General features: G+C 66.7%; 20 protein-coding genes and 2 pseudogenes. 10 read left to right on the top strand and 12 right to left on the bottom strand.

Going from position 1 to position 25986, the window contains the following annotated elements:
- Positions 1-25 precede the first annotated feature (25 nt).
- Positions 26-628: a transposase family protein gene (locus tag IEY75_RS19995; protein ID WP_444544011.1), complete on the bottom strand. Its 603-nt coding sequence runs from the start codon at positions 626-628 to the stop codon at positions 26-28.
- Between the two features lie 410 nt (positions 629-1038).
- Positions 1039-2553: a carbamoyltransferase C-terminal domain-containing protein gene (locus IEY75_RS19990; RefSeq protein ID WP_189115939.1), complete on the bottom strand. Its 1515-nt coding sequence runs from the start codon at positions 2551-2553 to the stop codon at positions 1039-1041.
- A gap of 461 nt (positions 2554-3014) precedes the next feature.
- Here IEY75_RS19990 and IEY75_RS19985 point away from each other — a divergent pair, with 461 nt between their 5' ends.
- The 3 genes from IEY75_RS19985 (at position 3015) to IEY75_RS19975 (ending at position 6249) form a co-directional block, all read left to right on the top strand.
- Positions 3015-3992 carry a TauD/TfdA family dioxygenase gene (locus tag IEY75_RS19985; RefSeq protein WP_189115938.1) on the top strand — a complete coding sequence of 326 codons (978 nt, stop codon included), beginning with the start codon at positions 3015-3017 and terminating at the stop codon, positions 3990-3992.
- Positions 3993-4133: 141 nt separating this feature from the next.
- Positions 4134-5270: a scyllo-inosamine-4-phosphate amidinotransferase gene (locus IEY75_RS19980; protein ID WP_189115937.1), complete on the top strand. Its 1137-nt coding sequence runs from the start codon at positions 4134-4136 to the stop codon at positions 5268-5270.
- Between the two features lie 34 nt (positions 5271-5304).
- Positions 5305-6249, top strand: a complete 945-nt coding sequence (locus IEY75_RS19975) for an ornithine carbamoyltransferase (protein ID WP_189115936.1) — start codon at positions 5305-5307, stop codon at positions 6247-6249.
- 235 nt (positions 6250-6484) lie between these two features.
- Here IEY75_RS19975 and IEY75_RS19970 read toward each other — a convergent pair whose 3' ends face one another.
- From IEY75_RS19970 to IEY75_RS19955, 4 genes are all read right to left on the bottom strand, one after another.
- Complete coding sequence (locus IEY75_RS19970) at positions 6485-7216, bottom strand: transposase family protein (protein WP_229789943.1); 732 nt, start codon at positions 7214-7216, stop codon at positions 6485-6487.
- Between the two features lie 217 nt (positions 7217-7433).
- On the bottom strand, positions 7434-8333 hold the full coding sequence (locus IEY75_RS19965) for a radical SAM protein (protein ID WP_189115935.1): 900 nt from the start codon (positions 8331-8333) through the stop codon (positions 7434-7436).
- 134 nt (positions 8334-8467) lie between these two features.
- Positions 8468-9562, bottom strand: coding sequence for an SAM-dependent methyltransferase (locus tag IEY75_RS19960; RefSeq protein WP_189115934.1), 1095 nt, complete (start codon positions 9560-9562; stop codon positions 8468-8470).
- Positions 9563-9825: 263 nt separating this feature from the next.
- Positions 9826-11379, bottom strand: coding sequence for a glycosyltransferase (locus tag IEY75_RS19955; RefSeq protein ID WP_189115933.1), 1554 nt, complete (start codon positions 11377-11379; stop codon positions 9826-9828).
- Positions 11380-11621: 242 nt separating this feature from the next.
- On the opposite strand from IEY75_RS19955, the gene IEY75_RS21530 reads away from it, so the two are divergent.
- Positions 11622-11900, top strand: coding sequence for a hypothetical protein (locus IEY75_RS21530; RefSeq protein WP_373290309.1), 279 nt, complete (start codon positions 11622-11624; stop codon positions 11898-11900).
- Entirely contained in the window at positions 11852-12082 is a 231-nt protein-coding gene (locus IEY75_RS21525) for a helix-turn-helix domain-containing protein (RefSeq protein ID WP_373290310.1), read from the top strand. Before IEY75_RS21530 ends, IEY75_RS21525 begins: the two co-directional genes overlap by 49 nt.
- Here IEY75_RS21525 and IEY75_RS19945 read toward each other — a convergent pair.
- Both IEY75_RS19945 and IEY75_RS19940 read right to left on the bottom strand, forming a co-directional pair.
- Positions 12052-12948 (bottom strand): annotated as a pseudogene (locus tag IEY75_RS19945) (ISL3 family transposase); the annotation flags it as partial. The gene IEY75_RS21525 and the pseudogene IEY75_RS19945 overlap by 31 nt on opposite strands.
- A gap of 667 nt (positions 12949-13615) precedes the next feature.
- The gene (locus tag IEY75_RS19940; RefSeq protein WP_189115930.1) at positions 13616-16525 is read right to left on the bottom strand and encodes an ABC transporter substrate-binding protein; all 2910 of its coding nucleotides are present in this window, start codon (positions 16523-16525) and stop codon (positions 13616-13618) included.
- 327 nt (positions 16526-16852) lie between these two features.
- Here IEY75_RS19940 and IEY75_RS19935 point away from each other — a divergent pair, with 327 nt between their 5' ends.
- A complete protein-coding gene (locus tag IEY75_RS19935; protein WP_189115929.1) occupies positions 16853-17227 on the top strand; it encodes a hypothetical protein in 375 nt (124 codons plus the stop codon).
- Between the two features lie 394 nt (positions 17228-17621).
- Here IEY75_RS19935 and IEY75_RS19930 read toward each other — a convergent pair whose 3' ends face one another.
- From IEY75_RS19930 to IEY75_RS19915, 4 genes and pseudogenes are all read right to left on the bottom strand, one after another.
- Positions 17622-19517 (bottom strand): FG-GAP-like repeat-containing protein, encoded by a 1896-nt coding sequence (locus IEY75_RS19930; protein WP_189115928.1) that lies wholly within the window; start codon positions 19515-19517, stop codon positions 17622-17624.
- Positions 19518-19729: 212 nt separating this feature from the next.
- Positions 19730-20071: pseudogene (locus tag IEY75_RS21430) on the bottom strand (hypothetical protein); the annotation flags it as partial.
- A gap of 430 nt (positions 20072-20501) precedes the next feature.
- Positions 20502-20852: a histone-like nucleoid-structuring protein Lsr2 gene (locus IEY75_RS19920; protein ID WP_189115926.1), complete on the bottom strand. Its 351-nt coding sequence runs from the start codon at positions 20850-20852 to the stop codon at positions 20502-20504.
- Between the two features lie 369 nt (positions 20853-21221).
- Positions 21222-21578 carry a winged helix-turn-helix transcriptional regulator gene (locus IEY75_RS19915; RefSeq protein ID WP_189115925.1) on the bottom strand — a complete coding sequence of 119 codons (357 nt, stop codon included), beginning with the start codon at positions 21576-21578 and terminating at the stop codon, positions 21222-21224.
- A gap of 1499 nt (positions 21579-23077) precedes the next feature.
- Between IEY75_RS19915 and IEY75_RS19910 the strand changes: the two genes are divergently transcribed.
- The 4 genes from IEY75_RS19910 to IEY75_RS19895 all read left to right on the top strand — a co-directional run bounded on the left by IEY75_RS19910 (position 23078) and on the right by IEY75_RS19895 (position 25627).
- The gene (locus IEY75_RS19910; RefSeq protein ID WP_189115924.1) at positions 23078-23839 is read left to right on the top strand and encodes a CpaE/TadZ family protein; all 762 of its coding nucleotides are present in this window, start codon (positions 23078-23080) and stop codon (positions 23837-23839) included.
- On the top strand, positions 23836-24087 hold the full coding sequence (locus tag IEY75_RS19905) for a hypothetical protein (RefSeq protein ID WP_189115923.1): 252 nt from the start codon (positions 23836-23838) through the stop codon (positions 24085-24087). Before IEY75_RS19910 ends, IEY75_RS19905 begins: the two co-directional genes overlap by 4 nt.
- 6 nt (positions 24088-24093) lie before the next feature.
- Positions 24094-24918, top strand: a complete 825-nt coding sequence (locus IEY75_RS19900) for a hypothetical protein (RefSeq protein ID WP_189115922.1) — start codon at positions 24094-24096, stop codon at positions 24916-24918.
- Positions 24919-24991: 73 nt separating this feature from the next.
- Positions 24992-25627 (top strand): hypothetical protein, encoded by a 636-nt coding sequence (locus IEY75_RS19895; protein WP_189115921.1) that lies wholly within the window; start codon positions 24992-24994, stop codon positions 25625-25627.
- Positions 25628-25986: the final 359 nt, after the last annotated feature.

Genomic DNA, 25986 nt, shown 5'->3' with positions numbered 1-25986 from the left:
GTGGCCGGCGTCGATCCGGACCAGCTCATGATGCTGGCCCCTGGCGAGCAGGGCGTCCGCGAGCGGGAGAACGTGCGGCCTTTGTGTGGTGTAACGACGGTACCGCCTGCACCTTGGTATCCCTTGTCGCCCAGCAGCCCGACGCCCGCTTTGGCCGCCCGGCAGATNTCAGGTCGTGGGTCGAGCCGGGTAGCCCGGCCGAGATCCACGCCGGTTCGCCGGTGCGCGGGTCGGCCAGGGCTTGCAGATTCACGCCATGCCGGTGGTGCTTCCCGGAGTAGTACGGGCGGTTGAGAGCACCGCCGAGCCGGTCGGTGGCGATTAGCGTTCGGTCGAGAATTCCCAGGCCATGCCCGTTGTGAGCAAGCCGCCACAATGCGGCGGTCAGCGTCGGCGCCGCGGAGGCGAGTAGATCGACGGCCTCGCGTACGTACCGCCACACCGTCGCCAGCCCGATCCCGAATCCGGCCGCCAGACGAGCGTAAGTATCACCGTTGCGAAGGTGCGCCAACACCAACAGCGCCTGCCTACCGGCTGCCAGCCGCCGCCACCGGCAACCGATCCTGCGACGGTGGGCGGCCAACACGCCCGACAGGTGAGTCAGGTGCGCGGTCGACAGCGTGAGCATGCCAGGATAGGTCATCGAGGCTCCTTGGCCGGACGTACGAGTGTGGTAACCCGTCGTCTACCAGGAGCCTCGTCTCATATAGAGCAACGACACGCCAGCCGCGCCTCTCAGCCTACCCGCCCACCAGCCGAAACAAGTTGGAAAAGGCTCCTACTACCGCCCAATCCGGTGGGCGTACGAGTACGACATACGGCGGTTGCATCTAAGCATCGAGTCGCTTCACGCCAAGGAGCTGCGGGGTGGGCGATTGACGCCCTTGTGGATCGTCCCGCTGGGCTGGGCTGGGCTTGGCCCGACGAGGCGGCGATCCGGCGGGCCAACACCGAACGCGCCGCCGACCCGAGCAGTTGTTGAGGGCCGGCCCGGTTCACCGGGGCGAGCGTCCAGGTCATGTCCGCTCGCCCCGGCGGTCATGACCTAGTGAGGCGCTCGTCGCCGAGGTAGACCACGTCGACGGCCGTCTCCTTGAGGAACCGACGTGCGCCGTCGGGGGTGTCTACCATGGGCGAGCCCGCGACGTTCATCGATGTGTTGAGCAGGATGGGGATCCCGCCCCGCACCTCGAAGGCCGTGAGGACCGCGTGCAGATGGGCGTGCTGGTCGGCGGCGACCGTCTGCACCCGGCTAGTACCGTCCACATGCACCACCGCCGGAGCCCGGTCAATCGTCTCCTGCCTCGCTTGATACGCGTACGTCATGTAGGGCGACATGATGCTGCCGTCGAAAAATCGACTCAGGTCCTCTGCTCGGATCATGGGGGCGACCGGCCGGTACGACTCGCGGCGTTTGATCTCTTCGCTTACCCGGACCCGCACCTCCGCGCTGCTGGGCGCGGCGAGAATGGACCTGTTGCCGAGCGCCCGGGGCCCCGACTCCGCGGCGCCTGAGTAGAGCGCCACCACCCGCCCCGCCGTCAGGTCGTCGACGATCGAGCGGACCGAGGACGCGGTCGCCTCGACCCCGTGGTGCCGGCCGAGGTACGGGCTGGACGTGACTGTGCCGCGGTAGCGGTTCCACACGGCCCCCAGCGACTGACCGGAGTCGGACGGCATGGCGGGAATAAACAGCTCACTGTAGATGCCGCTGTTGGCGAGCCGCCCGTTGGCCACCACGTTCATCGCACAGCCCCCCACCACCGCAAGTCGCGATGACAGCGGGCGGAAGCGGGCCGCCACCGCGAGCAGCTCCTCCTCCCACTCTTTCTGCACCGTGGCCGCGAAGTGCCGGCGCCGCTCGTCGGGCATCGACGAATAAGCGCCGCTGAGGTCGAACTGCCGGAGAAGGTCGTCCACCCCACCGGGATGCGCGCGATTGATGTCACCGAGTGCGCCCCGGATGCGGGCGGCAAGCTCCGAATCGTGGCGTCCGAACGCCGACAACCCCAACATCTTGCCCGTGTCCGAGGAATGAGCTTTCATGAAGTCCGGCTGGACCGTCATCTGGGTGGCCGTTCCGTACACCCGACCGGTCAGGAAGGTATTGTCCAGGACGGCGACGCGGTCCACGCGTCCGTAGTCGTAGAGGTACATTGAGGCACCTCCGTCCTCGGACCAGCCGTCCGCGCAGAGCACTAGGCAGTGGTCGAAGCCGGACGGTAGGGCGGTTCCGAGATGGTTGGCATGGTGGCCGGTGATGACGGGAGTGAACGTCCGCCGGCCGATGCGGATCGGCGCGGAAAGGTCGCACTTCGCGCTCCACTTGGCAACGAGGACTTCGTCGACGGCGTCTTCGTCGGCCCCCACATAGCGGAGCCCGGCCGCCACGGCCTCGTCCATCTCCTCGGCCGTGGCGGCGATGTGCTTGACGCCGAGTAGTCGTTCGACTTCCAGATGGAGCAGGACCCTGTCACGCGAGGCGACTGTCACGTTCGAGTCGTGGTCGCCGAAGAAAAGTGAGACGACGAGTCGATCCCCCGTGTTGAGCATGGTAGAAGATTAGCGGGGTGGACGCCCGGCGGCTATCCCTTGTCTACCCAGGCGGTGGGCAACGTCAGCCCGCGTCGTTCGACGGCGGGCTTCCCCGACGGCGTGCACAATGCCGGCGGTTCGCCGGCCACGCGCCGTCGAGCGCCGAAGCGGAGCGTCGTATTCGCGTCATGGGAGGTCCGCCACATGGTCCGCCACGCGAGTACACAATGTAGGGAGACGGGACACCCGACAACGTGGTTGGTCGCGTAGGATACCCGATGGGCCATGCCGTACCCGGATGCGTCCCTGATCCACCGCACCGCACCGCACCATCCCGCCCCGCACCACCCTGTTTGCACGATCCTGTCAGGACTGAGCCGTTGGCATTGCATCGTCTCCGTCCATGCCGTCACGTACCGGCTGCTCACCATGCTGCAAAGAGCGCGTCGGTCACGGCATGCTGAACAGAAGGGCCCCGAGTGGAACCTGCTACGAAGACGTCTACGTCACAGGTCCGGATCCAGCCGCACGAAGCCGCGGAGGTATGGGCTGCTGTCGGCCGGCTGACCGACAACAGAGACCTCGACACGCTCACACCTGATGAATTCGTGGATCTCGCGAATGAACTGACGCCCCATCTGCCGGCAGACGTACGCCGCCGGGTTGTCGAATACCGACGTTACGCGCCGGACGGCGATGTGGTTCTCATGCGCGGCCTCCTGCCGGAGGATGTCACGTTCCCGCGTACGGCGGCTGCCCCGTGGGCGCCAGCCACAGGTACGGCGCAGGGCGCGGCGCTCCTGCTCACCAGCGTGACGGTCATGCTGGGTGAGCCATTCAACTACGCGAGTCTCTACGACGGGAGACTCGTCCAGAACATGGTTCCCGTGCGTGGCATGGAGTTCACTCAGACCAGCCAGAGTAGCGTCGGAATGCTGGACTGGCACTGCGAGGACAGTTTTCGTGACGACCGATGCGACTACGCGGGTCTGCTGTGCCTCCGTGGCGACGGGTCGGCGGCGTCGCGTTACGCCCAGGCCAAGGACGTCCGGCTCGCGCCCGAGACGGTGGCGGTTCTCCGCGAGCCGCGCTTCCACGTGCGTCCAGACCCCGCTCACGTGCTGCCGGGCCAAACGCCGCTGCGCCGGCTGCCGATTCTGTCGGGATCCAAGTCCGCTCCCGAAATCGCGTACGACATGCACCATCTCGCGCCCATCGACGACGCCGACGCTGAGGCAGCGGGTGCTTTGCGCGACCTAGCCGAGTGCCTCAACAAGGTGGCGATCTCACATGTCATGGAGCGTGGCGACCTTCTGATCTTCGACAACAAGCGGGTCGTGCACGCCCGGACCCCGTTCGACGCGCGTTTCGACGGAACCGACCGCTGGCTGATGCGAACGATGATCTGCGGATCGGCGTTGACGTTCCGCCGCTGGGGCCAGCGCATCCCCGTGTAGACGCACCAGATGGACCACCGGACGACGACGACGGCCGCCGTCGTCGTCGTCCGAATTTCAGAGTAGACCGCTCTGGCGGATGGAGCTCGGCTGAGCTGGTGCTCCGTCGGGCCGGACGTGCATGCGACAGGAGCACATCACATGACACTGCTACCAGACGCGCGGTCTGTGGCAACCCTGCCGACCCACGACGCGGTGCAGCGAGTGGTGGAGCACCCGTTGCAGGCGGTCAACTCCTGGGACGAGTTTTCCCCGCTCCGCGAAATCATCGTCGGTGATGCCACCAACGCCGGAGTACCGGCGCAGACCGATCTATCGGCATGGCTGAACGACTACCCGGACTTGTCACTGGCGGAGCGCGAACGCGTCGGCGGACGGTTCCCGCAGCGGGTCATCGAGGAAACAAACGAAGACCTCGCCGACCTTGTCGCCACACTTCGCGAGGTGGGCGTCGTGGTCCACCAGCCGCCGGCGTCCAACCATGAGCAGGAGTTCGGGGGTCCCGGCTGGCGCACCCGGGGGCGCCACTCGTACTGCCCGCGGGACCTCGCCCTCATCATCGGCTCGACCATAATCGAAACCCCCAGCCCGTCCCGCGCTCGGTTTTACGAGCTGTCGAACCTGCGGGAGCTCTTCCAGGACTATCTGCTGCGCGGTGCACACTGGCTCGGCGCCCCGCGGCCACGGCTACCCGACGAACTGTACCTGGAGGACGAGTCGGGTACTCCAGGTCTCGGAGAGCTGGAGCCGGCGTTCGAGGCGGCGAACGTGCTGCGGCTCGGGCGTGACGTTTTCTACCAGGTGTCGCGAAGCGGCAACGAGATGGGCCTGCGTTGGCTGCAATCGACCCTAAGCCTGCTGGGCGACATCCGGGTACAGCCGCTACGTGACCTCTACCACGGCACCCACATCGACAGCACGATCTGCTTCCTGCGACCCGGGCTGGTCCTGCTTAACCCGGAGCGTGTCAGGCAGGACACTATCCCGGAGGCGCTGAAAGGCTGGGACGTGCTTTGGTGCCCGCCCATCGACGAGCCGATCGCGCCGGTACTCCCGCGTACGTTGAGTACTCCCTGGGTCGGAATGAACCTGTTGATGGTCAATCCCGAGATGGCGATCGTCGACCGCAACCAGCCGAACCTAATCCGGCTCCTGGAGGGTAAAGGCATTACCGTGGTACCGCGACAGCTGCGGCATTCCCGGGTGCTGGGTGGCGGATTCCACTGTGTCACGTTGGACACAGTCCGTGATGGAAATCTCGAGAGCTACCTGGACTGACCGAGCGGCCCCCCCAAATTGAGGTGGAATTGTTGTGATTTCCGGACCATCGGCTCGACGGTCATTACTGAGCCTGGCGGAGCTAAGCGCCGACGAGATCTCGACCCTTGGCGACCTGGCGTTCCGCTACGGGCAGGCGTCCGACACGTTTGCGGGCCGACTGGCTGGCATGCGGGCGGGGCTCGTCTTCACCGCGCCGTCCACGAGGACTAGGACGTCGTTCTGGAGCGCAGCGGTGACACTCGGCTGCGAGGTGCTGCACCTGGGGCAGTCGGATCTCCAGATCTCCACAGGCGAGACCTGGAGCGACACCGGCTCCATGCTGGCCAATCTACTCGATGTCGTCGTGGCACGCACCAACGGGCCGCAGCGCGACTTGGTCGACCTAGCTGCCCACGTGCCCACGATCAACGCGTTGACGCATGAGGAGCACCCGACGCAGGCGATCGCAGACCTGGTCGCCATGCGCGAGCACTTCGGTAGCATCGAGAATCTGCGCCTAGCGTACCTTGGCGAGGTACACAACACAGCCCGGGCGCTGGCGCTGCTGGCAAGCAAACTGCCGTTCGCCCGTCTTGACGTGTATAGCCCGGAAGGCGGGGGGTTCGAGTCGGCGGAGCTCGAGTCGCTGAACGCCGTACGTGGGGCGGAGGTGGTCCGGCAGCATCACGAGCTGCCCGCCACGCCGCCGGCCGTGGACATCGTCTACGCCACGCGCTGGCAGTCGATGGGCGCGGCCCGGCAGGACGGGGCCTGGCTCTCCCGGTTCGCTCCGTTCGCTATCGCCGATGAGGTGATGCGGCGGTTCAGTGGGCCGACCGAGGCTGTGTTCATGCACGATCTGCCGGCCGTGCGTGGACAGGAGGTGACGTCCGATGTCCTCGACGGCGTCACTGTGACGTCGCTCGTGCAGCGGCAGGCATTCCACAAGGCCTCTGCCGCCGCCGCGGCGTTGCTCTGGTCCATTGGCGCGTCCTGATGTCCCGGCACGCGCACACACCGGCATGACGACATACGAAAGCCAGACTACCCCATGAGCACCTTCGAGTGGCACCAATCAGTTGTGTGCAGTTACAGCCGCACCTGGCCGTCGTCTTCGACGTGGCGTTCGACATTCTCTACGCCTCGCTCAAGGCGGTAGCCGCGATGAATGGCTGATGTCCTCCGGGAGCTCGAATGGCCCGCTCATCCTGGGATGAGCGGGCCATTGAGGCTTATTCAACAGTCAGTTGATAAAAGTGCAGAGCGACCACAGTTGAAATTGTTTGCCTGAATGTACGCAAGGGTCGCCGATAGTCTGTGTGCATGATGTTCCAGTTCTTGAAATGGGCGATGGCTTGCTCGATGACGTAACGGACCTGGTTGACTTGTCTGTTGTAGCGTTCTTGCCATTCGACTAGCTCACCTCCAGCGGGCTTCTTGATCGGGGTGATCATGTCGTTGCCGACGTAGCCTTTGTCGCCGATCCAGTTCGCTGGGTCGTGGTCAGTGAGCGCGGCGGACTCCTTCAAGCAGAACGTATCGTGGCGGCCTCCATCGACTGGATCAGAGATCCACGCGAGGCGACCTGACAGGGTGCATGCGACCTGAACGTTCATGCCGGTGGTCTTGTGCTTGCCGGAGTACAGCGAACGCCGAGACCAGCACGGAAGCAGCGTGCCGTCAACGATGTACTGCACCCGAGTGTCAAGATCCTCAACGGTCGGAACGAAGTCTTCCAACGCTCTGCTCAACAGCGGACCGACCCTGCTGATCGCCCGACTCACCGTCGACTGCGACACACCAAACGTCTCGGCCAACTCACACTGGATCCGATTCCGACGCAGATAGGTAAGCGTGATCACAACGGACTTGAACAGACCAAGACACGGCGGCCACAGCGGTGCGACCGACATCGGCGCAACAGCCCTCACCCGCACACACAGGTCCGTAATTCGATCACGCAAGAACCCTGTCGTATAATAAATTCGGCGGCCTGTTCTTCTTGAGACTTGAGATTCAACAACCCAATTCTCTCAGAGCAGGCCGTCCTTCATGGACGACGGGTCGCCGGACCGATTCCAGAACGCCGCTGAATAAGCCTCATTGCTGTTCTCATGCCGCTGCCCCGGTTCGGCGGAGAGGGCTGGCCGGCGGCCGCGTGTTGGCTCGCGTGCGCGACCCTTACGCCTGGTCGACGACGACGCGTGCCGTGTTCCCGTTCTCCTTCAGGAACGGCTGCGGGACGAGGAGTTCAGGGTCGACGAGGTCGGCGAGGTCTTCCGGTTCCCGCCGGAGGAACTCCGCGGCACGCTTGATCGTGAGCTGCTTGTTCGGTGTCTTCCGCGCCCACGATCCCAGACAGTATCGGCATGCCTCCAAGGGCTGTCGACGCCGGATCAGCTCGTCCAGCTCGTCGCGCAGGTTGGGGTTGTCGTGGAGCGCGACGCTGTCGACCTGTCGGTTGTTGAAGGTGACGCCTCGAAGCGCCAGCCTCGGCTCCGTCCAGACGGACGGCGCGCACATGTAGTACCGGCCCTCGTAGACTGCGTGGCAGCTTTCCAGGTGGGCGAGGTCGCAATTGTCGAAGACCATCTGCACGAGTTCTTCGCTGCGGATTTCCGCGATGAGAGACCGCTGGGCGAACTCCGGCGTCTCCTTGCGCCAGACGAAGATCCTATGTTCGTCGGCTTTCTGCTGGACCCAGTCCCAGTCGAAGCGGTTCCGCACACCCGGATAGATGCTGATCCACATGCCGTCAATGAGATCCCAGAACTCGTCCGGCACCTTGTGCAGCAGAACGCCGTTCGTCACGAGGATGAACCGACGAGCGATGCCGACGCGACGAGCCACCTTAAGGAAGTCCAGTAACTCGGGGTGCAGGAGCGGCTCGCCGCCTACGAACTTGAACTCAGCGGCCTCCAAGGTGTGGGACAGCGCCTCGATGTCCCGGGTAAAGGACGCGAGGTCCGCGAACCTGGGTGGCATCACGGACGAGGCGTGGTCGCAGTGGGTGCAGCTGAGGTTGCAGTGTTCGGTGAGATTGAATTCGATAGCCGGTCGCCAGATCTTGTTCTGCGACATTGCCAGCTCCCCGTCTCTGTTCGTTGGACCAGATATTGAACACAGTAGCCGGACATGTACTCGGTGGTGTGCCTCGATGCCTGATAGTGCGTGGTCAGTGACCGTAACGGCTTCTGCCGCGGAAGCAGGTGCCGCTACGGCAGCAGTGTCCGGTAAAGAGGGTGACTGTGCCGCCCCCCACGCTGGTACAGAGAGGCGTGCTCGGCGCGGTGCACTCCGTGAGCCGTGCGCAGCTCCGCCGATATGTGGTAGTCCGGGTGGACGCCGTCCTCGCTGAGCACCGAGCCGAAGCTCAGGTCCACCGTGTCCCCGGCGGTCACGGGCACACCGGTATCGAACAGCGGCAGATAGATGGACGCCCAGTTCGTCTGGTCCCGCAGCGCGTCCAGAGGTTTCTGGTCGGGCAGGCATTGGATCACCAGCCAGGTGAGGATCCCATCCGCGACACCGGGCCTGTCGATGGTGAGCCGGACCTGGGACGCCTGCTCCGCTCGAAGATTACCGTTGAACTCGAGGCGCTCCACCGCGGCATGGTCGGACATAATGCCGTCCGGTGCGGGATCCGCGATTCGCAACCGTACGTCGAACGGCCCCCCGTTCCAGTCGAAGATCCGCTGCAGCTGAGGCAGGGCGTCGGGTGAGAACGCAGGCACCCGGCCGGCGAACAGACCGGCGAAGCTCACCGCAGCGGCCCGGGTGGAGCACACGTCCGGGATGATGGCCGCGTCCGGCGTCAGGTGGCGGCGCTTGGCGTCCGCCAGAACCGCCGCCGCTCCCTCAGCGCTCGCAAGCGAGCCGATGATCTCTGCCACGCACAGCTCTGCCTTCTGCTCGATGACGAGCGTGGTCGACTCACCGTGCAGCAGCGTCACCCTGTCACCGTCGTCGAGGGACTCCAGGGCCCGCGACGCCGCGTCATACGATCCCTGCATCGTCTCCATGGCGATCACCCGTCCGGCGCCCGCCCGAAGGCTCTCCCGGGCCCAGAACAGGTACGAGCCCGTCCCGATGTCGAGCACCACGCGGTCTGGTGCGTACCGCTCCAGCGCCTCTCGGAACCGCCAAGTGCGTTCGGTATCGGTAGTCATCGGGTCGTATAGCGTGGCGTCGTAGATGGGGTACTCGCCGTGGGTCGGCATCAACTTAGGCGCGGTGACAGGACGGGGATCCGGATCCACCAGCACACCAGTCCGCCAGCCGCTACCTTCGATGTAGTGAGTTTCCGGCACGCCTAACATCCTTCCGGCTGATCGGGGGAAGCTGCAGAGCTTGGGCGAACGTGCGACGGCGCTATTCGTCGTACTGCCGAAAGGTGAAGCGCCCCCACATTTCCGCCGTCTGGTCATCGCCGACCATCCCACGGACGTTTGACCTTCCGGAGCACGCCCGCGCGAGCACCGATCATGCCATGCCTGCGCGCTCGGGAAGTGCCATCTACTGTGGTGAGCGTCCTACGTGATGACCTAGCCGGTGACTCTCCCGGCGTAGCCAATCAGTCCGCAGTCGCCAGCAAACCAGTGCCCGTCGCCACGGCCGGAGCGTGCCCTGAGACAACCTGCGACGGGGTGGCGAACGCGTACCCCTTGAGCACTAGGTCCTCGATCAGCGTACCGGGTAGATGGCAGCTCTCCAGCGTGGGACAGAGCGCGACGTCCCGTGAGGTGGCGCCCGGTCCCCGAAGCTCAAGCATGTGCCGCCCCCGGTGGGGATCGTCGATCTGCAGCGCGTCGGCGGTGAGCGTGATCCAGGGCGGAAGGAAGTATCGGCAGCGCTCGTCGAAGACGATCGGCTCCTTCATCCCGTAGGCCTCGAAGAACGGCTGCACGAGCGGGTCGTGGTAGCCCTCATAAATCTTCCGCCGGTTGTCGAGCGCCATTCGCCGTTGCCGAATCTGCCGCATCGCTGACGACATATTTAATAGGGCCGTGCGCCCGGACGGCCCGTACTGAAGGTGGAGAATGCGCTCGGCCGACGCGCTTTGGGTAAAGGCGGCTCGTGCCCGCTCGAGGTCCGCCTCCGGCACAAGGAACCCCGGCAGCCTGTCCACCGCGTACAGTATCGCCCGGGCGAACTCGACCGGATCGGCGACCGGCCCCATGGTCGACCGATGAACAGGCACCGTCGTCAACTGATGAGGGAACCAGTCCTGAAAACCGACATGACCGCCCCACGCCGTTGCGATCACCTGGTGACCGTTGACCAGGGACGCGAGCACGGACGTACCAAAGTTCTCGTCGGAGTGCAGCGTGGGTGAGACGAGAATGTGTGGCCGCAGATGCACGTTTTCGAACAGCCAGTCGCGCTGTCGGAAGCCGTGCCACCTCACGACATCGGTCAGGCCCAGCCGTTCGACGAGGTCACGGAGGAAGGCTTCGTAACCGGGAAAGGTGAGGCCCATGTTGGGGCTACCGAGATTGTCCTCACCACCGTAGACGTCCAGGGTGAGGTCCAGATTACGCCCGGCCATGGTGCGCAGGACCCATAGCGCGAGTAGCAACGTGTGCAGGTTCTTCTGCTCGGAGACGCGACCGACGTAGGCCAGGCGGCCCGAGGTCAGCAGTCGGTCGCTCGGCTGGCTGTTCAGCTTGAACCGGTCGATCAGGGGGAACGGCAACGCGAAGACCTGTGCCTTCGGGAAGCAGCAACGCGTCGCCGCCGCGTCCGCCTCGCTGGACACGATCATGGCGTCCCGTTCGGTCAGGACCTCGACCAGCGCACCGAACGAGTCGAAGCCCTCGGTCGAGTCACCGCAGAGGTAGATGGTCATCGGCGCATCGACCTTCAGCTGGACGCGCAGTAACAGTGCGATCCGTTCGGTCTCGGCAGTCACGGACGTGATGACGATGCGGTTCGGTTGCGGCGCAGCTGCCCGTAGGGACTCCTCCACCTCGGCCGCCAGTGGTACGCAGAGCATGCGGACCGTCTCATTCGTGGACTGACCGATGTGCTCCCAGACGCCCTCGAGGGCCGGGACGACCTCCTGCATGCTCCACCACCATTCCCGTTCCCGGGTGGTCAGAACCACGATGCTGTCGTCGCGAGCCACTGTGCTCCCTCTCGGATCGGCCGTCATCGTTGAGCGTTCCGCGCAGTCTAGTAAGGAAGGTCGACCGGCCGTGGGCGATGCCGACAGAGCGCTCCTCGGAACGTGGCGCCCACCACATCGGAGCGGTCCGTGGCGGTTAGCGCGCTGACCGATCCGGTGCGCCGGAACACCGATGACTGAGGTTATGAGGTCAGGATCTGTTCGTATTCAACTTCGCTGGTTCGGGTGATTGCGCCGCGGCGATGTTTTCTGGCGGGTTGACGGTGTTGGAGTTGGCTGCCGCGTTGGAGGTGTCGACGAAGTCGGCGTACGCCTGGCGGCGGCGGTGGGTCGCCGGTGGTGAGCGGGCTGTGTTGTCGAAGGGGCCTCCTGCCCGGATCGGTGTCTGTCAGCAGAGCAGATGCGCAGGCTGGAACAGATGCTGGTGCGGGGTCCGGCGGCGTCGGGCTGGGTGGAGGATTAGCGGTGGACGCTGGCGCGGGTGGCCACCGTGGCCGGCAGGTTGTTCCGGCTCAAGCTGAGCGTCGCCACCGTGTCGGTGGTGCTACGACGGATGGGCTGGAGCGTGCAGCAGCCGATGCTACGGGCCGCTGAACGAGACGAGCAGGCCATCGCCGACTGGGCTCGGCATCAGTGGCCAGGAACGTGGCGGCCAGCACGGTGCCGAATCCGCCGGAACGGGTTGACCAGGGTGGCGCGGTAGCGCGGCGGACGCTTCAGATCCTCGGCCGATGCCGCGCGGGCGTAGCGCTTCACGGTGTTCAGGGCCCAGCCGAGGCGGCGGGCGCATTCCAGCAGGCCGTGGCCTTGACCGAGCAACGCGTGGACGGCCCGATGGCGGTCGCGGATGCGCTCATCGAGCCGCTGGTCAGGTCGGACCGGGCCGTCGCGCCAGCAGCCGCTGTGGGCGATCAAGGTCTTCTCGACTGCCTTGGCCAGGTTCGCCCACAGGTGCCAACGGTCGGTGACCTGGACTGCTTGGGGTGCTCCGGCGCGGATCGCCTCGGCATACGCCGCGGACCCATCCCGGCATACGACCTGCACTCCGGGATGCTCGCGCAGCCAGGCGGCCAGGGTGTCCGCCTTACGGTCGGGCAGCACCTCGACTCGGCGGTGGGTGACCGCGTCGATCAGCAACGTCGCATACCGGCGGCCACGACGCAGCGCAAAGTCATCAACGCTCAGCACCGCCGGAGCCGGTTGATCGGGCAGCGGCAAGCCCACCAGCACGCGCAGCACAGTGCAGCGTGAGATTCGGACGCCGAGACGCTGCAGCACTGCCGCACCAGCCCGGCCTGCCACGGCGACCGCGAGGTCACCGACCAGCGCACTCAGGCCCCGAGTCCGCCGCGCCCACCGGTCCGCCAGTTCCGGTATCTGCTCCCGGAACGTTCGCCGCGGGCAGTGCTCGGTCAAGCAATGCAGCCGCCGGACCTGCACGTCGACCACGACGCTGCGACCAGCTACCGGCAGGGCGGCGATCTGCCGGCGGTGATAGGCGTGCACCCGCGCCGTTCGCTGGGCACACAGCGGGCACGCCACCGGCCGCGCCCGCGTCCGCGCGAGCACCCTCACGACCCCGTCCTGGGCGACCACATCACGGATGACCAGCGACGACAGCTCCGGAAGCAGGACTTTGACCAAGCCAAGACCACACCGCCGTCAGCCTTCCGTATCACCACCAGCCACAAGGGACCAACGTCACCACCGCTTCTGCGCCAGAGCCATTACCGGCTCTGGCTCACATTCGATGGTAACGGATTGTCACTGTCTTAAATGTAGGGGCCACGGCCGTCGGTGGCGATTCAGACCTCGTCGAGGCAGGAGCGGCGATGCGCCGGAACACACCAGTGAGTTGCCCCAATTCAGGCGGATCTGTTGAAAAGGCCAGAGTTCTACGGGACTTCGACTCGGTCGCTCAGCGTTACCACCAAATGTGAACCAGAGCCCTTCATCGGACACTCCCCCTGCCAGCCACGTTATCGCGGGAAGTTCTTCGTGCCGCCGCCTGCCGGGCCCGGGTACCTCAACTGGCGGGTGTTCGGGCGTCAAATCTCTGCGTGTCGACGAACATCATCACCATCCGAACCCCCTCGTGAGAGTGAGAACTGAGCGATTTTGGCGTGCCCGCAGGTGTCCATGTCCGCCTAGCGCGGCGCTAGGAGTGCCCGGCGGGTATCTCTGCCGTCAAGCCCACCTTTCGCCGCTGGTGGGTCCCACTGGATAGTCTCCAGCATTACAACCGCGGGGGAGGACCCTCTTTGCAGCCCCACCGCGTCCCTGGCTGGGGCCGCAGGGACGTGTCGGGCCTTTGTCGCCGGTCGGCTCGCTTCGGCGGGTTGACGACAGTGCCGCAGAAGGCGGCTACCTTCATGGGGACGGCGCCGTGGGCGCTGATGACAACGATTTCTTTGTCGCGCATTGCCGCGCTGCCCGGCCGGAATTCTAGCCGTCCGGATAGACCGACCAGGCTGGCGTCGCCTAGCCGGTCGCCCAGCAGGCGGCGCCAGTGGTCGAGCTGCGCGCCCGGTACCGCCGTGACGTGCCAGGCCTGCGGCAGCCAGTCCAGGCTGAACCCGCCGGTCCACTCCTCCGGCGTCAGGGCGGGTAGCTGTTCGACGATCAGCGTCAACGCGTCGTAGGCGAGCATCGCCTGACCGTCGTTCAACCGCTTGCAGGCCTGCGCGGCGTCGACCATCTTCCGAAACAGATCCCGGTACTGGGCTGAGAACCTGGTCGAATCGTCCTGACAGCCGGCGCGTCGGGCCAGCATCGTGCCGGTCGAGACGTACTCGACGACGTGGTTCTTGTAATCCTGCAGATCGTTGTCCAAGACGGAGCGGGCTATCGAGTCGCCGGCCACCACCTGCTTGGCGCCGCAACCGGCATTCTTCATGCCCTTGAGGAATGCCGGAAACTGGTTGTTGCGGCCGCCGAAGAACACCAGGTCCGCTTCGCACGCCTTCTCCCCCGCGGCCGCCGCCTGGTCATCCTGGTACTCCTGCGGGTGGGGTTCCAACTTGAAGTCCCCGTCCATCGCCGCCGTCTGGATCGCGGCCTGTACCTTCTCCGCCAGGTCCCGGCTGTAGAGGTCCGCCGCCTCAGCGCGATATACGACCAGCACATCCTTTTTCCGTGGTGGCTGACCCGACTGCTGTTTCCCCGCAACCGCAGGCGTGTTCGCCATGACCAGCAGCCGGTACGTCACCGCCTCTGCGATGCGCGTATTGGTCGGCCCGACCTGGTGGTACAAGCCGCTGGCGCCTTCCACGAACGCGGAGGCCGACACAAGTGTGCCGATCACCGGGATGCCGGCCTCGGTCAGCCGGTTGCGGGCATCCAGCGCTGGCTGTAGCGAGATTCCCAGGCCGACCACCGCCACGATGCGCTCAGCGTCCTTGGCCGCCACGATCCGGTCGGCGGCGTACGGCGCGTACGTTGCCTGGTCCCCGGTGTTGGCGAACAGAATCCGCACCGGACGAGCGTTCAAGCTCTGGTCCTGCTTGATCAACAGACCGCGCAACTCCTCGACGGTAGAGCGCCGGTCGTCGCCGTTTCCGGCGATATTTATCGCGCTCAGGTACACCACAGTCACGTACCGGCGGGCCCGCTCCTCATGTCTCAGGATCCTGTCATTGTTCGCCGTGATCTTGCGCAACACGTCGGTCAGATCCCGGTTGTCACCCTCTATGTCCTCGGTGCTGCGGCCGGGCGGCGGCACCGTCTCCGCCTCGGTGCCGGACGTTTCACTGCGGTCGAACGGCGTCGCCGCCGACGTGAGGCCCACGCACTCGCCGGGGTAGCCGCCGATCCGACGGGTGCTCGGATTGGTCGGTGGCCACCAGGGACCGCAGCCCAAGAATGAGTTGTCCACCACCTTCGCCGCAGACGCAGTGACCAGCAGCAGCACCAGTGCCACCGAGGTGATAGGCCGGCGAATTCGCGGGAGGCCGAGGTTCTGCAAGACGGTCAGGGGACCGGCGCCCGCGCAGGTCGCTGCCCGACCGGCCGACATCTCGAGGAAGACCCGCCATGGCCGGGCCGCCGGCTGGGCGGCCGCCCAGCGCCGTCGCCAAGCCCGCAGCTCGGCCTCCACCTCCCCTACCGGCCAAACCTCGACGAGCGGCCGGTGGGCGGCGCGGCTGCTGTGGGCGGGTTGGGGGTCCGTTGAGCGGCGGCGGCGGAACTCCACCACCAGCAGCGGATCCTGCTGGATCCGGTCCCGCCCCTGTCGGCGGGTCGGCGTCGGGGTCATCCGGCACTGGGCGATGGTATCCACCAGAGCGGGGTGTGCGTCACCGTCGACCAGCAGCACCGGATATGCCAGGCGACGCCACCGGTACGCGTGGCGCAGGTCGCTGAGGAACGCCGCGACCAGCAGACCGGCCACGTCCTCGAACCGGCGGCGCGGCGCAAGAGCGGCGGCCAGGTGCGGCAGGCCGCGCTCCGGCAGACCCGGGAAGGCGTAGTTGTCCAGCCAGCGGCGCTGCGGGGACCGGTCGGCCCACCAGCTGTGCAGGTACGGCACTACGGCCAGCAAGCTCGCCCATCCACCAGGCTGCTTCGCCGCATCTACCACCGCCGCGAACCACCCATCGCCGGGGAGGTGACGCACAGCCTCGGCAGGGTTTCGGAACTCCCTGCCGCGCGCATCGGGCACTCCGTCGACATGGCACAGCAGCCGGTCCAACGCTTCGACATGGCGGAAACTTAGACCCGACTTCGCCAACCGGGCGATCGCGGCGCGCAGGGTCACGCGTAACACCGCCTCAGGTGTCAGGAAGTTAGGCACAGCCACGGTCGACGGTTCGTCGCTGGGGCTATCTGCGCTGGCGGACACGGGGGCTGCCGCCGGTGGCCGCAGGTATGCCATCGGAATGCGCGGCCGTCGGCTCATCCGGTCGGCGAGCGCCGGCAGCGGCGACGCGATGCCCGGGCACGAGTCAACGGCGGTCGACTCGGGGGCGAGTAGGGTGATAACCGGCAACGGTCGATGCCGCCCCAACCCGTACGGGCGGCACAGCAAGCCGTCTAGGGCGGTCACCAGCGCCGCCCCACCCGCCCCTGTCAAACCCTCGGCCAGGGCGCCATCGACTGCCCAGAAGCGACGAGAGAACCGCCGCTTCCACCGGTCCCGCCGACCCATGTGGCCACCTCCGCTCGACTCTACGGTAGCCGCAGACCACCGAGCGTAGTCAGATGTGACCTGTCAGGTGAGCCCTCGGCAACCAGGTCAACGACCGACGGGACAAGGCGTATCGGTCGACCAATGGCCCAGGCTTCGCATCGGCTCGTTACGGCAGGAGTGTGAAGGCCACTCGGTCGGTGTCGTCGCGGTCGAGGACTCGTGCGCTGACGTCGATTGCGATGGAGTCGCTGTCTGTGCCGCCGTACACCTGGAACGCTATTCAGGAGGCACATTGGGTCCACTATGGCCGGCGTCACGGTGTCACTACGAGCTGCCCCCGCCGGCGTGGGCGGCTACGCCCTGGCCGACACCCTCGATATTGAGGGTGCTGCCCGGCTCGGCGTTCTGATCGCAGTGGCAGCGCTGGTCCCACGTTACGGGCTGGCGGTAGGCGCCACAGTACTGGTACTCGCGGCGTTCACTACCTCGGTCGAGGTCGGACTGATCGCCGCGGTGGTGGCGGTCGCGGTCCAGCAACTGGTCGCTTGGACCCTGGCCGCCAGCGAGGTCGACCGCCGCCAAGCCCTGGCCGCACTCGGCGGCGCCGTGGCTGGCCTACTGCTTGCCGGACCCGCCGGGGCCGCATGCGGCGCCCCAGCCGGATGGACGGCCGCAGCGGCTGGGACCACCACACGCGATGCGAGGCCACCACCACGGTGAAGACTGACCGGTACCCCGGGCTTCAAGTGGGTCGCGTCTACTCGTGATGGGTGAGCGCGGCCTCGGTAGGCGATCGCTCCAGGCCGAGATCAGCGGCGCGAGGGCAAGGTCGAGTTCGCATGCCTCAATCGCGGCCAGGTGCGCGTCGACGTCAGCGTCGCGGCGAGGCCACCGGCGAGTAGCTCGGCGCGGACATGCCGGATGGTGGCGGCCTCCAACCTGTCGCAGCCGGTTCCGCCGACGGGAAAGAAGCCGACCGCGGCGACATCGACCAGGCCTGCCTCGGGTAGCGCGTGCGGGAGGGCGTTGGGTGATCACGGCCCGGAACCGTGTGGTGGCTTGAGCCCACCGGGTTTCGGGCCGTGATCATTCGCGGAGGGGGCCGGGGTTGGGGTTAGGGGAGGGTTCCGTCGAGGGTGTCGCCTTCGCCGGGGTGTAGGTCGGTGACGGTGTCCCGGCCCGGGCCGGGTTTGAATGCGTCCGCGCCCGTGCCGCCGGTTAGCCGGTCGTCGCCTTCGGCGCTTGATAGCTGGTCGTTGCCGGGGCCGCCGGTGATTCGGTCGCTGCCGGTGCCGGTGTGGACTGTGTCGTTGCCGGGGCCGGCGTCGACGACGTCGTCGCCGGTCGCGGTCTGCAGGTGGTCGTCGCCGGGGCCTCCGTTGACGCGGTCGTTACCGACTTCGCCGGTGACGTAGTCGGCGCCCTGCCCGGCGGCGATCACGTCGTCGCCGTCGCCGGCGCAGATGGCGTCGATTCCTCCTCGGGCGTCGATGGTGTCGCCGCCGGCGCCGCCGAAGAGCAGGTCCGGGTCATCGGTTCCGGTCAGCCGGTCGGTGCTGGGGCCGCCGGCCTGGACGTGGACCGTCAGTGTGGCCGTGCGGCCGTCGTCGGAGGCGGTCAGCTTCAGGTTCCCGGCGCCCTGGCCGGTCGGGGTGAGCCTGACCAGGATCCAGTGGTCGGACTCGGCCCGGCGCCAGTGCATGTCTGAGGGCTGGAGCAGGGCGCTGTTGGTGTTCTGCTCGGTGAGGACCAGGTCGCTGTAGGGGCTGTCCGGGTCGGTCACGTTCAGGCCCAGCTGCGCGACGCGGTCGGTGTGGCAGCTCGCCTTGGTCAGCAGCATGGTCGGCGCTTGCCGGGGCACTCCGGGCCCGCTGCGGTAGACCACTACACCGCTGCTGGTGGACAGGACCAGGTCGGCTCGCCCGTCACCGTCGAGGTCACCGACTCGGGGCTGGCCCGCGCGGTTGCCGGTACGGACCGTCGGCGCCCAGCCCCCGGCGCCGTCACCCAGCCGGAACATCAGGTCGTCGCCGATGGTGAACAGGACGTCAAGGTGGCCGTCGCCGTTGAGGTCACCGACCTGCGGCGCCCGGCTGCCGCTGCGTCCGTCACCGTTGAGTGTCGTGTCGCCCTTGTCCCCGAACGTGCCGTCACCGTCGCCGAGCAGGACGTCGACGTGTCCGCCCTCCTCACCGCCGGACATAGCAGCGTCGGGCAGGTTGTCGCCGTTGAAGTCTGCCAGCTCCACCCGGTACGCCTCGTTGAACCGCGTCTGCTCTGGCGCGGCCCGGAACGTGGCGCCCTCCCCACCAAGGAGACCACCAAGACCGGACTGCATCAGATAGACCAGGTCCGGGTCGCCGTCACCGTTAAGGTCACCCACCCGTAGCCGCGTGGCCTGGTTGAAGGTCTCGAACGTAGCGCCGGCCGTGAAACCCGTGGCCGAGGCGGTCAGGATGGTGACACGGTTTTCGTTGACACTCGTGATCGCCAGGTCACGCCGGCCGTCGCCGTCCGCGTCAAGGACCGCCACCTCCCAGACCGGATACGGCATAGCGATACTCCCAGCCGCCCCGAACGTGGCACCGGCCGCCCCGTACCGGACAACCACACTGGCGCTGCCGCGCTGCGGCGCCAACAGGTCAGGATCGCCGTCACCGTTGAAGTCCACGACAGTCAAACCAGCAGGCCGAGCACCCATCGCCACACTCGTCCAGGCACCGAAAGCGGTACCCGCCCGACCCACAGCCACCTGCACACCCGACCCGGAAAACGCGACCAGATCAGGATCCCGATCACCGGTCACGTCGATGACCTGTTCCACCGGAGCACTCGCCACGAAAGCGCGCTCACGGACGAAGCTGACACCAGTGCCCTCAACACCCGCAGCAGCAGCAGCGGAGGAGACCGCCGACGGGTGAGCCACCGCCAGAACGGTCGCGGCAGCCAAAAGCGCGGCGCCGGCACGCCGACAGTGACGCCGGACCGAGTAGATAGCGGACAGTCGCACGCTGAGAAACTCCGTTCACACAACCACCAAGACCCGCAAATGCTATACAAACGGCAAAGATGGCGGAAATCGTGCCGCCGATCGGGTGACCAACCGCACGGCGCCTAACCCGACCGGGAGCAGGCCCACCACCAGGCCGAAACCAGCACCCGACCAGCCGGGAAACCGGGGTATGGGACTTCCCCCGCTTTGGTTGACTCGCGGGGTTGACGTCATGGCTGCTGAGTGCGACGTCGGCGCCTAAGTTCCCGTTGGGCCTGGGCGCGGGCACACTCGCGTGAGCAGTACAAGACTCCCGCCGTTCGGTTGTGCCCGAACTCGGAGCGTCCCCGCTGTCGTACGAACGGTCTGCGGCACGGCTCGTTCGCGCAGTGCCGCACCGTGGCCTCTTCGACTATGTGGTTGTACAGATGCAGGAACGCTACGGAGTACACCGACGCCGACCGCTCGGCCAACGTCCCGATCCCGATGCTGAACCGCTTCAAGGCCGCGTTCAGCGTGGAGGCCAGATCTCCCATGCGGACCCGGGCCGTCAGCTCTCGCAGGTCCTCCAGGCCCTCCTTCTTCAGCACCAACGACGAAGTCGTACTCGTCGTCATCACGACGCACCGTGTAGCGGGTGGCATCGACGTACCGGGCCTGGCGTCGGCTACCGCCGCGGATGGCAGCACGACAGCCGCGGTTACATCACCCAGCACCGCCCGGCAGGGTGGTTTCGAGGGGCTGTGAACACCCGTCGCGCTCACTCCAGGCCCGGGGGCGGTCGCGTTATGTCGGCTACGGCGCGCTCAGCCACGGCCGTCGGTGGCGATTCAGACCTCGTCGAGACAGGAGCGGCGATGCGCCGGAGCACACCAGTGAGTTGCTCCAATTCGGGCGGATCAGTTGAAAGGCCAGAGTTCTACGGGACTTCGACTCGGTCGCTCAGCGTTACCACCGAATGTGAGTCAGAGCCCCCTTCATGGGACGCTCCCGCCACCGAAATCAGTGGGACGCCAGGTATTCGTTGACAATGGTCTGGGGGATCCGGCCGCGTCCGGACAGCGGTTTGCCTTCCTGCTGTGCCCACTGCCGGATGGATTTGTTCAGCTCTCGGTCTTTGGCTGCGGTGCCTGCGCTGGGGCTGTTGCGGCGGCGGTTGTTGGGCGTGATGGCGCCGCGACCGATCCGGGTGGCTTTCTCGATGTATGCCTGCAGTGTCTCGCGAAGTTTGCCGGCGTTGTTAGCTGACAGGTCGATTTCGTAGCTGATCCCGTCGAGGCCGAAGGTAATGCTCTCCTCGGCGGTGCCGCCGTCGAGGTCGTCGGTCAGTACTGTGATGGTCTGGCGTGCCATGAAGGATGCTCCTCGCAGGGTCGGGGTTGGATGATCAATGTTGTAGCACGCCTTGCCCGGATACCGAAAATATTCCTACCTGAACGTCGCTGAACGCAGGCGAGGGTTTACCAGGTGGTATGCCGAGGGCCAGAGACATCGGAGTGCCCCTCTGGAAGGCATTGCAGGCTGCACGAGCCGTGGCGGAACTGCCTGTGAACCGCATGTCAGAACCTGGAGTTTACGCGCGTCGACTGTCTCATCGGCTACTGGCCGGCGTAGGCGAGTTCCGTTGGGGTCGCCTTGCGCTGTGGGTGGTGGCATGTGAGGGACGCCGTGACGGCAACTGGGCGGTGTTGGGCGTGGGTGCGGCGGTGCCGATTGGTGCCCTCAGGTGGGCGTCTTCGGAGGGCTGCGCTTGGCGGCGGCCCGGCGGTCGTTGTCGCTGGCAACAAGATCGTCGAGTTGGGTGAGGATCTTGGTCAGTCGGGCGCCGTCGGCCGTCAGCGCGTACACAGACGCTTGGTCGCTGTCACGGTGGGTGATGAAGCCGAGGTCGGTGAGCATCCTCAAAGTGTCGGTCAGGGTCTGGCTGTGGACCAGTTCGCCGGACTCGAATGTGAGCTGGGTGGACAGGTCGGTGTAGCGCTTGGGTCCATCGGCGAGAGTGTTGAGAATCGATCGGCTCCACTTGCGTCGGTAGATCGGCCTGAGCATGTCCAATGTCTGGTAGGTCAGTGCTCCCACCTCCTAGAGTGAATGCATCTCCGGGTGTATGCAGTGGACAGTCTAGAAGATCATCTTTTCGCGCAGGTCCGCGTTAGTGGCCGCGTCCTTTGCGTGGCGCTCGGAGATATGGGGCAAACGCCGACGTTTGAGGCGAGTTCACTGTCGCTTTCCCGACTGTTGGCAGCCGAAATCGTGACACGTCTCATGTCTGATGACCATGACACCCCTCGCGGGTTTCACAGGTTGGTGGGCCGCTATGAGCGGCCTCACAAAGCGGGTCGCGGCTGCCGCTGCCGTCCGCTGCAGCTTTAGGCCCGTTGTGTGAGGCTTCGAGTCTGCCCAGCTTGGACGCTAGATCTCGGCCCTGTTCGCCGCAGCGGGGGATGTGGCACGAGCGGGCGTGGGACTTGGGCGGCCCGTGTGTGAGCAGCGACGTTGTGTGGCGCGTCGTTCGCCCTTCAGTCAGGCCGCGGTAGGTCGGACTGCCGCGTCGGGACTGAGGCTGTGTACGTAGACGGCCTCAGTGGGGTGCGCGGTGGTCTGATGGTGAACCTGCACGCCCCACGTGGGCTCCTCGATCTACTCGCCTTAAGGCAGAAAAATCGAAGTTGATGTTCACCGCATACGCCTACGTCGAGAAGTTGTGGCGGTTGCGAGAACCGGTAGAGCGGGTGTTACATACACCCGTGTACGTCGAAAGTAGACCTCGGTTTCGGCCACGGCGCGGGTGCAAGCCGTGAGTCCTCGCGCTGCTTTGAGGGATGCCATGCTCGCTCATCGACCTGTTCTTGTTCCTGTTGTGCTTGTGTCAGTCGCGGCTGGTGTCGGCTGTGATCGGAGCCCCACGAAGCCGGTTCCTGCCTCTGCGGCTCCGTCACCTTCGGTGATCGCGCGGTGGGCGTCACCGTCGGAGCAGGCGGCGGTCGACGCCTACCGGGCTATGTGGGCCGGCTTGGCGACTGCGGCTCGCACCGCGAAGCCGGACCACGCCGCGGTGCGTCGGTACGCGGCGGACCAGGCGTTGGAGGCTGTCGTTGAGGCGGTGCGGGCCCACCGCCGGCAGCGGCGGTTCGTGCGAGGCAGCGTCGAGCTGGCCCCTGACCTCATTCGGGTTGAGCCGTCGCAGGCTCCGAGGTCGGTGACGATCTCGGACTGTGTGGACGCCCGGGATTGGTGGTGGCCAGGGCCGGGTTTCGGCCCGGCGAGCTCCGGCTCGGCGGACGCACTGGGTGGGCGGCACCGCACCACCGCCACGGTCAAGTTGCGTGGTGGGCGGTGGGTGGTCACCCAGTTGCTCATCGACCCGGCTGGCTCATGTTGACGCCGTCACGGCCCCGCTGTTGCGTGCCGGTCGCTGGGCGGGGGGTTCGTAGGCAAGCCCTGTCCGCTGGTCGGTCTGTGCTGTTCATCCTCGCTGCCATCGCCGGCTGTCTCGCCCTTGGCCTCGGGGCGAGGCCGGCTGCAAGTCCTGGGCACCACCTTCTAGGAGAGTTTTCGTGTTGATCACAGTTGGATCGTTGAAGGGTCAGCCGGCCGTCACCACCACCGCGTTGGGCTTGGCGGCGGTGCTGTCTGCCGGTGCGCGTGTGTTGCTGGTGGAGGCCGATCCCTCGGGCGGGGATCTGGCCTCCAACTTCCGGGTGCCTATCGCCCCCGGTCTGGTCGAGTTGGCCAGCCAGACCAGCACGCTGGTGAGCGGCGTCGACGCCGCGGTGTTGGAACGGTTCACCCGGCGGTTGCCTGCCGGCGGGGGCGTGTCGGCCATCGTGGCGCCGCCGGCGGGTTCCCGCACCGTGGCCGCGGTCGCTGTCGTGGCCGTCGGCCGAGGGCGGGTCCTACGTCAACCGGACGTGACGGTGGTGGCTGATGTTGGGCGGGTGTCACCGGCGTCCGCGGCGTGGCCACTGATGGAGGCCGCCGACCGGATGGTGTTGATGATGCGTGGCCGGCTCGGTGACCTCGCCCATTTACACGGCCTGCTGCCAGAACTACTTGCTGCCGTGGGTGGCCGGCTCACGATCGTGCTGTGCGCAGGCGGCGGCGGTTACCGACCGGCGCAGGTGACCGACAGCGTCCACACCGCCGTGCGTGAGGCGGGTCTGCCGTCGCTGTGCCCACCGGTGTGGGGACCTCTGCCGCACGACGAAACCACCGCACGGATGCTGGCCGGGGAACGCAAGCCGCACAAGAAGTGGCGGCACACCCCGCTGATGCGGGCCCTGGATGAGCTGGCCGCGGACCTGACCCGGCAGCCAGCGGCCACCGGTGGTGGGCGGTGAGTACCCGGCGGCTGCGTCTGGTGGCCACGAACAACACCCAGCCCTCCCGACGCTGGCCGGCCGGAACCGTCAACACCGACAGCCTGGCCGCGCCCGTAAGCGTCCGTGCGGTGCTCGCAGGCGTGGACTTGCCCAGTGGCGGTCCAGGCCCGGCGGTGGTGACGCTGCTGATCGACCCCTGCGACGCCCCGCACCTGACCGGGGCCGGTGCCGTGGTGTTGATGCAGCGCGCGGTGCGGGGAGGGTGAGCGAGGATGCCGTTGTTGGCGCTCACCTATGTCAAGGGCCGGCCCGGGTGCACCACGACCGCCCTCGGTCTGGCCGCCCTCGCCCCCGCGCGCAGCAACGCGGTGTTGGTCGAGTGTGATCCGGCCGGCGGGGACCTGATCCGACGCCACCAACTAGCGGCCACCCCCAACCTGATGGACCTGACTACTGCCGCTCAGGCCACAACCGGCGCGCAAGACATGTTCATGCAGGCAGGCGCGTCGGTAATCCAGGATGTCGTACTCAACGACGTGGTGGTGCCGGCGGTACCGGCGCCGCCGGGTGGGGCGCACGCCCGGGCCGTACTACCGGCGCTGACCGCTGCCGGGCCGGCGGTGTTGGCTCAGGCGGGCCGGTTGGTGGTGGCCGACTGCGGCCGGCTGGACTTCGGATCCCCGGTGTGGCCGCTGCTCCGCCTCGCTGACGCGGTGCTGGTCGTGGTCCGCGCACGTCCTGACGAGTTGGCGCACCTTCGCGAGGCGATGGGGCCGCTAATGGAGGCGGCCGGGGGTCGGCTGCGGATTCTGCTGGCCCACGGCAGCCTGTATCCGGCGGCGGAGGTCGCCGACATCCTGTCCACCCACACCGTCGCCCAAGTAGGCGGGGACTGGGAGGCGGTGCGGGTGCTCGGCCCGTTGCCCAATGACCGGCGAGGCGCGGCAGTGCTGGGCGGGTGGCTGATGGCCGGCCGCCGGTGGCGACACCTGCCCCTTCCCCGCGCCCACGCCCAACTGTGGTCCGACCTCACCACAACACTGCCCGAACTCGCGCCGGCCGACGCCTGCCTGACCGGCAAGGGACCCACGCCATGAGCGGTCCCCGTCTACAAGGGCTGGCAGATGTCCGACCAGCACTCATGAGCAAACCTGCGAAAGAGGCCCCCTGATGCCCTCACCCCTGCCGGCCGACGAGACCCCCACCACCACCGACCCCCACCCCCAATCCAGCGCCGGCGACTACACCGGTAAGACCGTGTTCGTCGCCGCCGCCGCTCTCATCGTGCTGTTGGCGGTGATCGCCGCGGCGGTGATCCTGTGGCCCCGCAACAAGGCGACCCCGCCGCCGGCCACCGGCGGCGCCTCCCCGTCACCGTCGCGTAACCGGGCGCACGGGGATGCCGCCGCGCTGGCGCTAGAGGCCTACAACGCCTACCAGGATGCCTATGCCGCTGCCGCCGCCGAGCCGGCCAGGGACCTGCCGCTCAAGGGCGCAGGTTCCCCACTACGCCTAGAGGCGAGTGTCTATCTGAAGGAACTAGCCGATGACGGGCTGATCGTCACCGGTAAGCCCAAGCACACGGTCAGCGTCACCGACGTCAACCTCACCGGTATCCCGCACTTCGTCGTGCTGACCGACTGCTTCGACAACAACGGGTCCAAAACGATCGACAAGGCCACCGGCGAGTCACGCTCTGCCCCGGGCCAGCTCCAGCGGTATCTCGTACGGGCTCGAGCCGAGAAGTACGCCAACGGGCAGTGGCTGATCTCGACGATAACCGCAGAGAGGAAGACACCATGTTAAGTCGGCCCGGGACCGCCCTGCTGCTGTACCTGGTCTTGATCACACCGACCGCGACGACCTTCAGTACGGCCGCGTCCGCGGCGGCTGGTCCACCGGCCTCCTGCCCGTCGGGCGGGGGTGACTGCAAAGTCGTCGTCACCAATCCCGGCCAGCCGGCCAGCACCAAGCCACCCACCGCCGCCCAACCCAGCAGCGGCAATGACGGCCCCAAGGCGTGTACGTGGGCGGGGAAGGGGGTCTGCTGCACCAACTGGTGACACCTGAGCTGGCTTGCCGTTGAGGCGGGCTGGAAGGATGCCACCGTGCCCAAGCCCTACCCCCGAGAGTTCCGTGACGACGTCGTGCGGGTCGCCCGCGGC

Source organism: Pilimelia terevasa, assembly GCF_014647915.1.
Lineage (GTDB): Bacteria > Actinomycetota > Actinomycetes > Mycobacteriales > Micromonosporaceae > Pilimelia > Pilimelia terevasa.
Note: the sequence above shows the minus strand (reverse complement) of the source record. Positions and strands in the feature narration are given on the sequence as shown.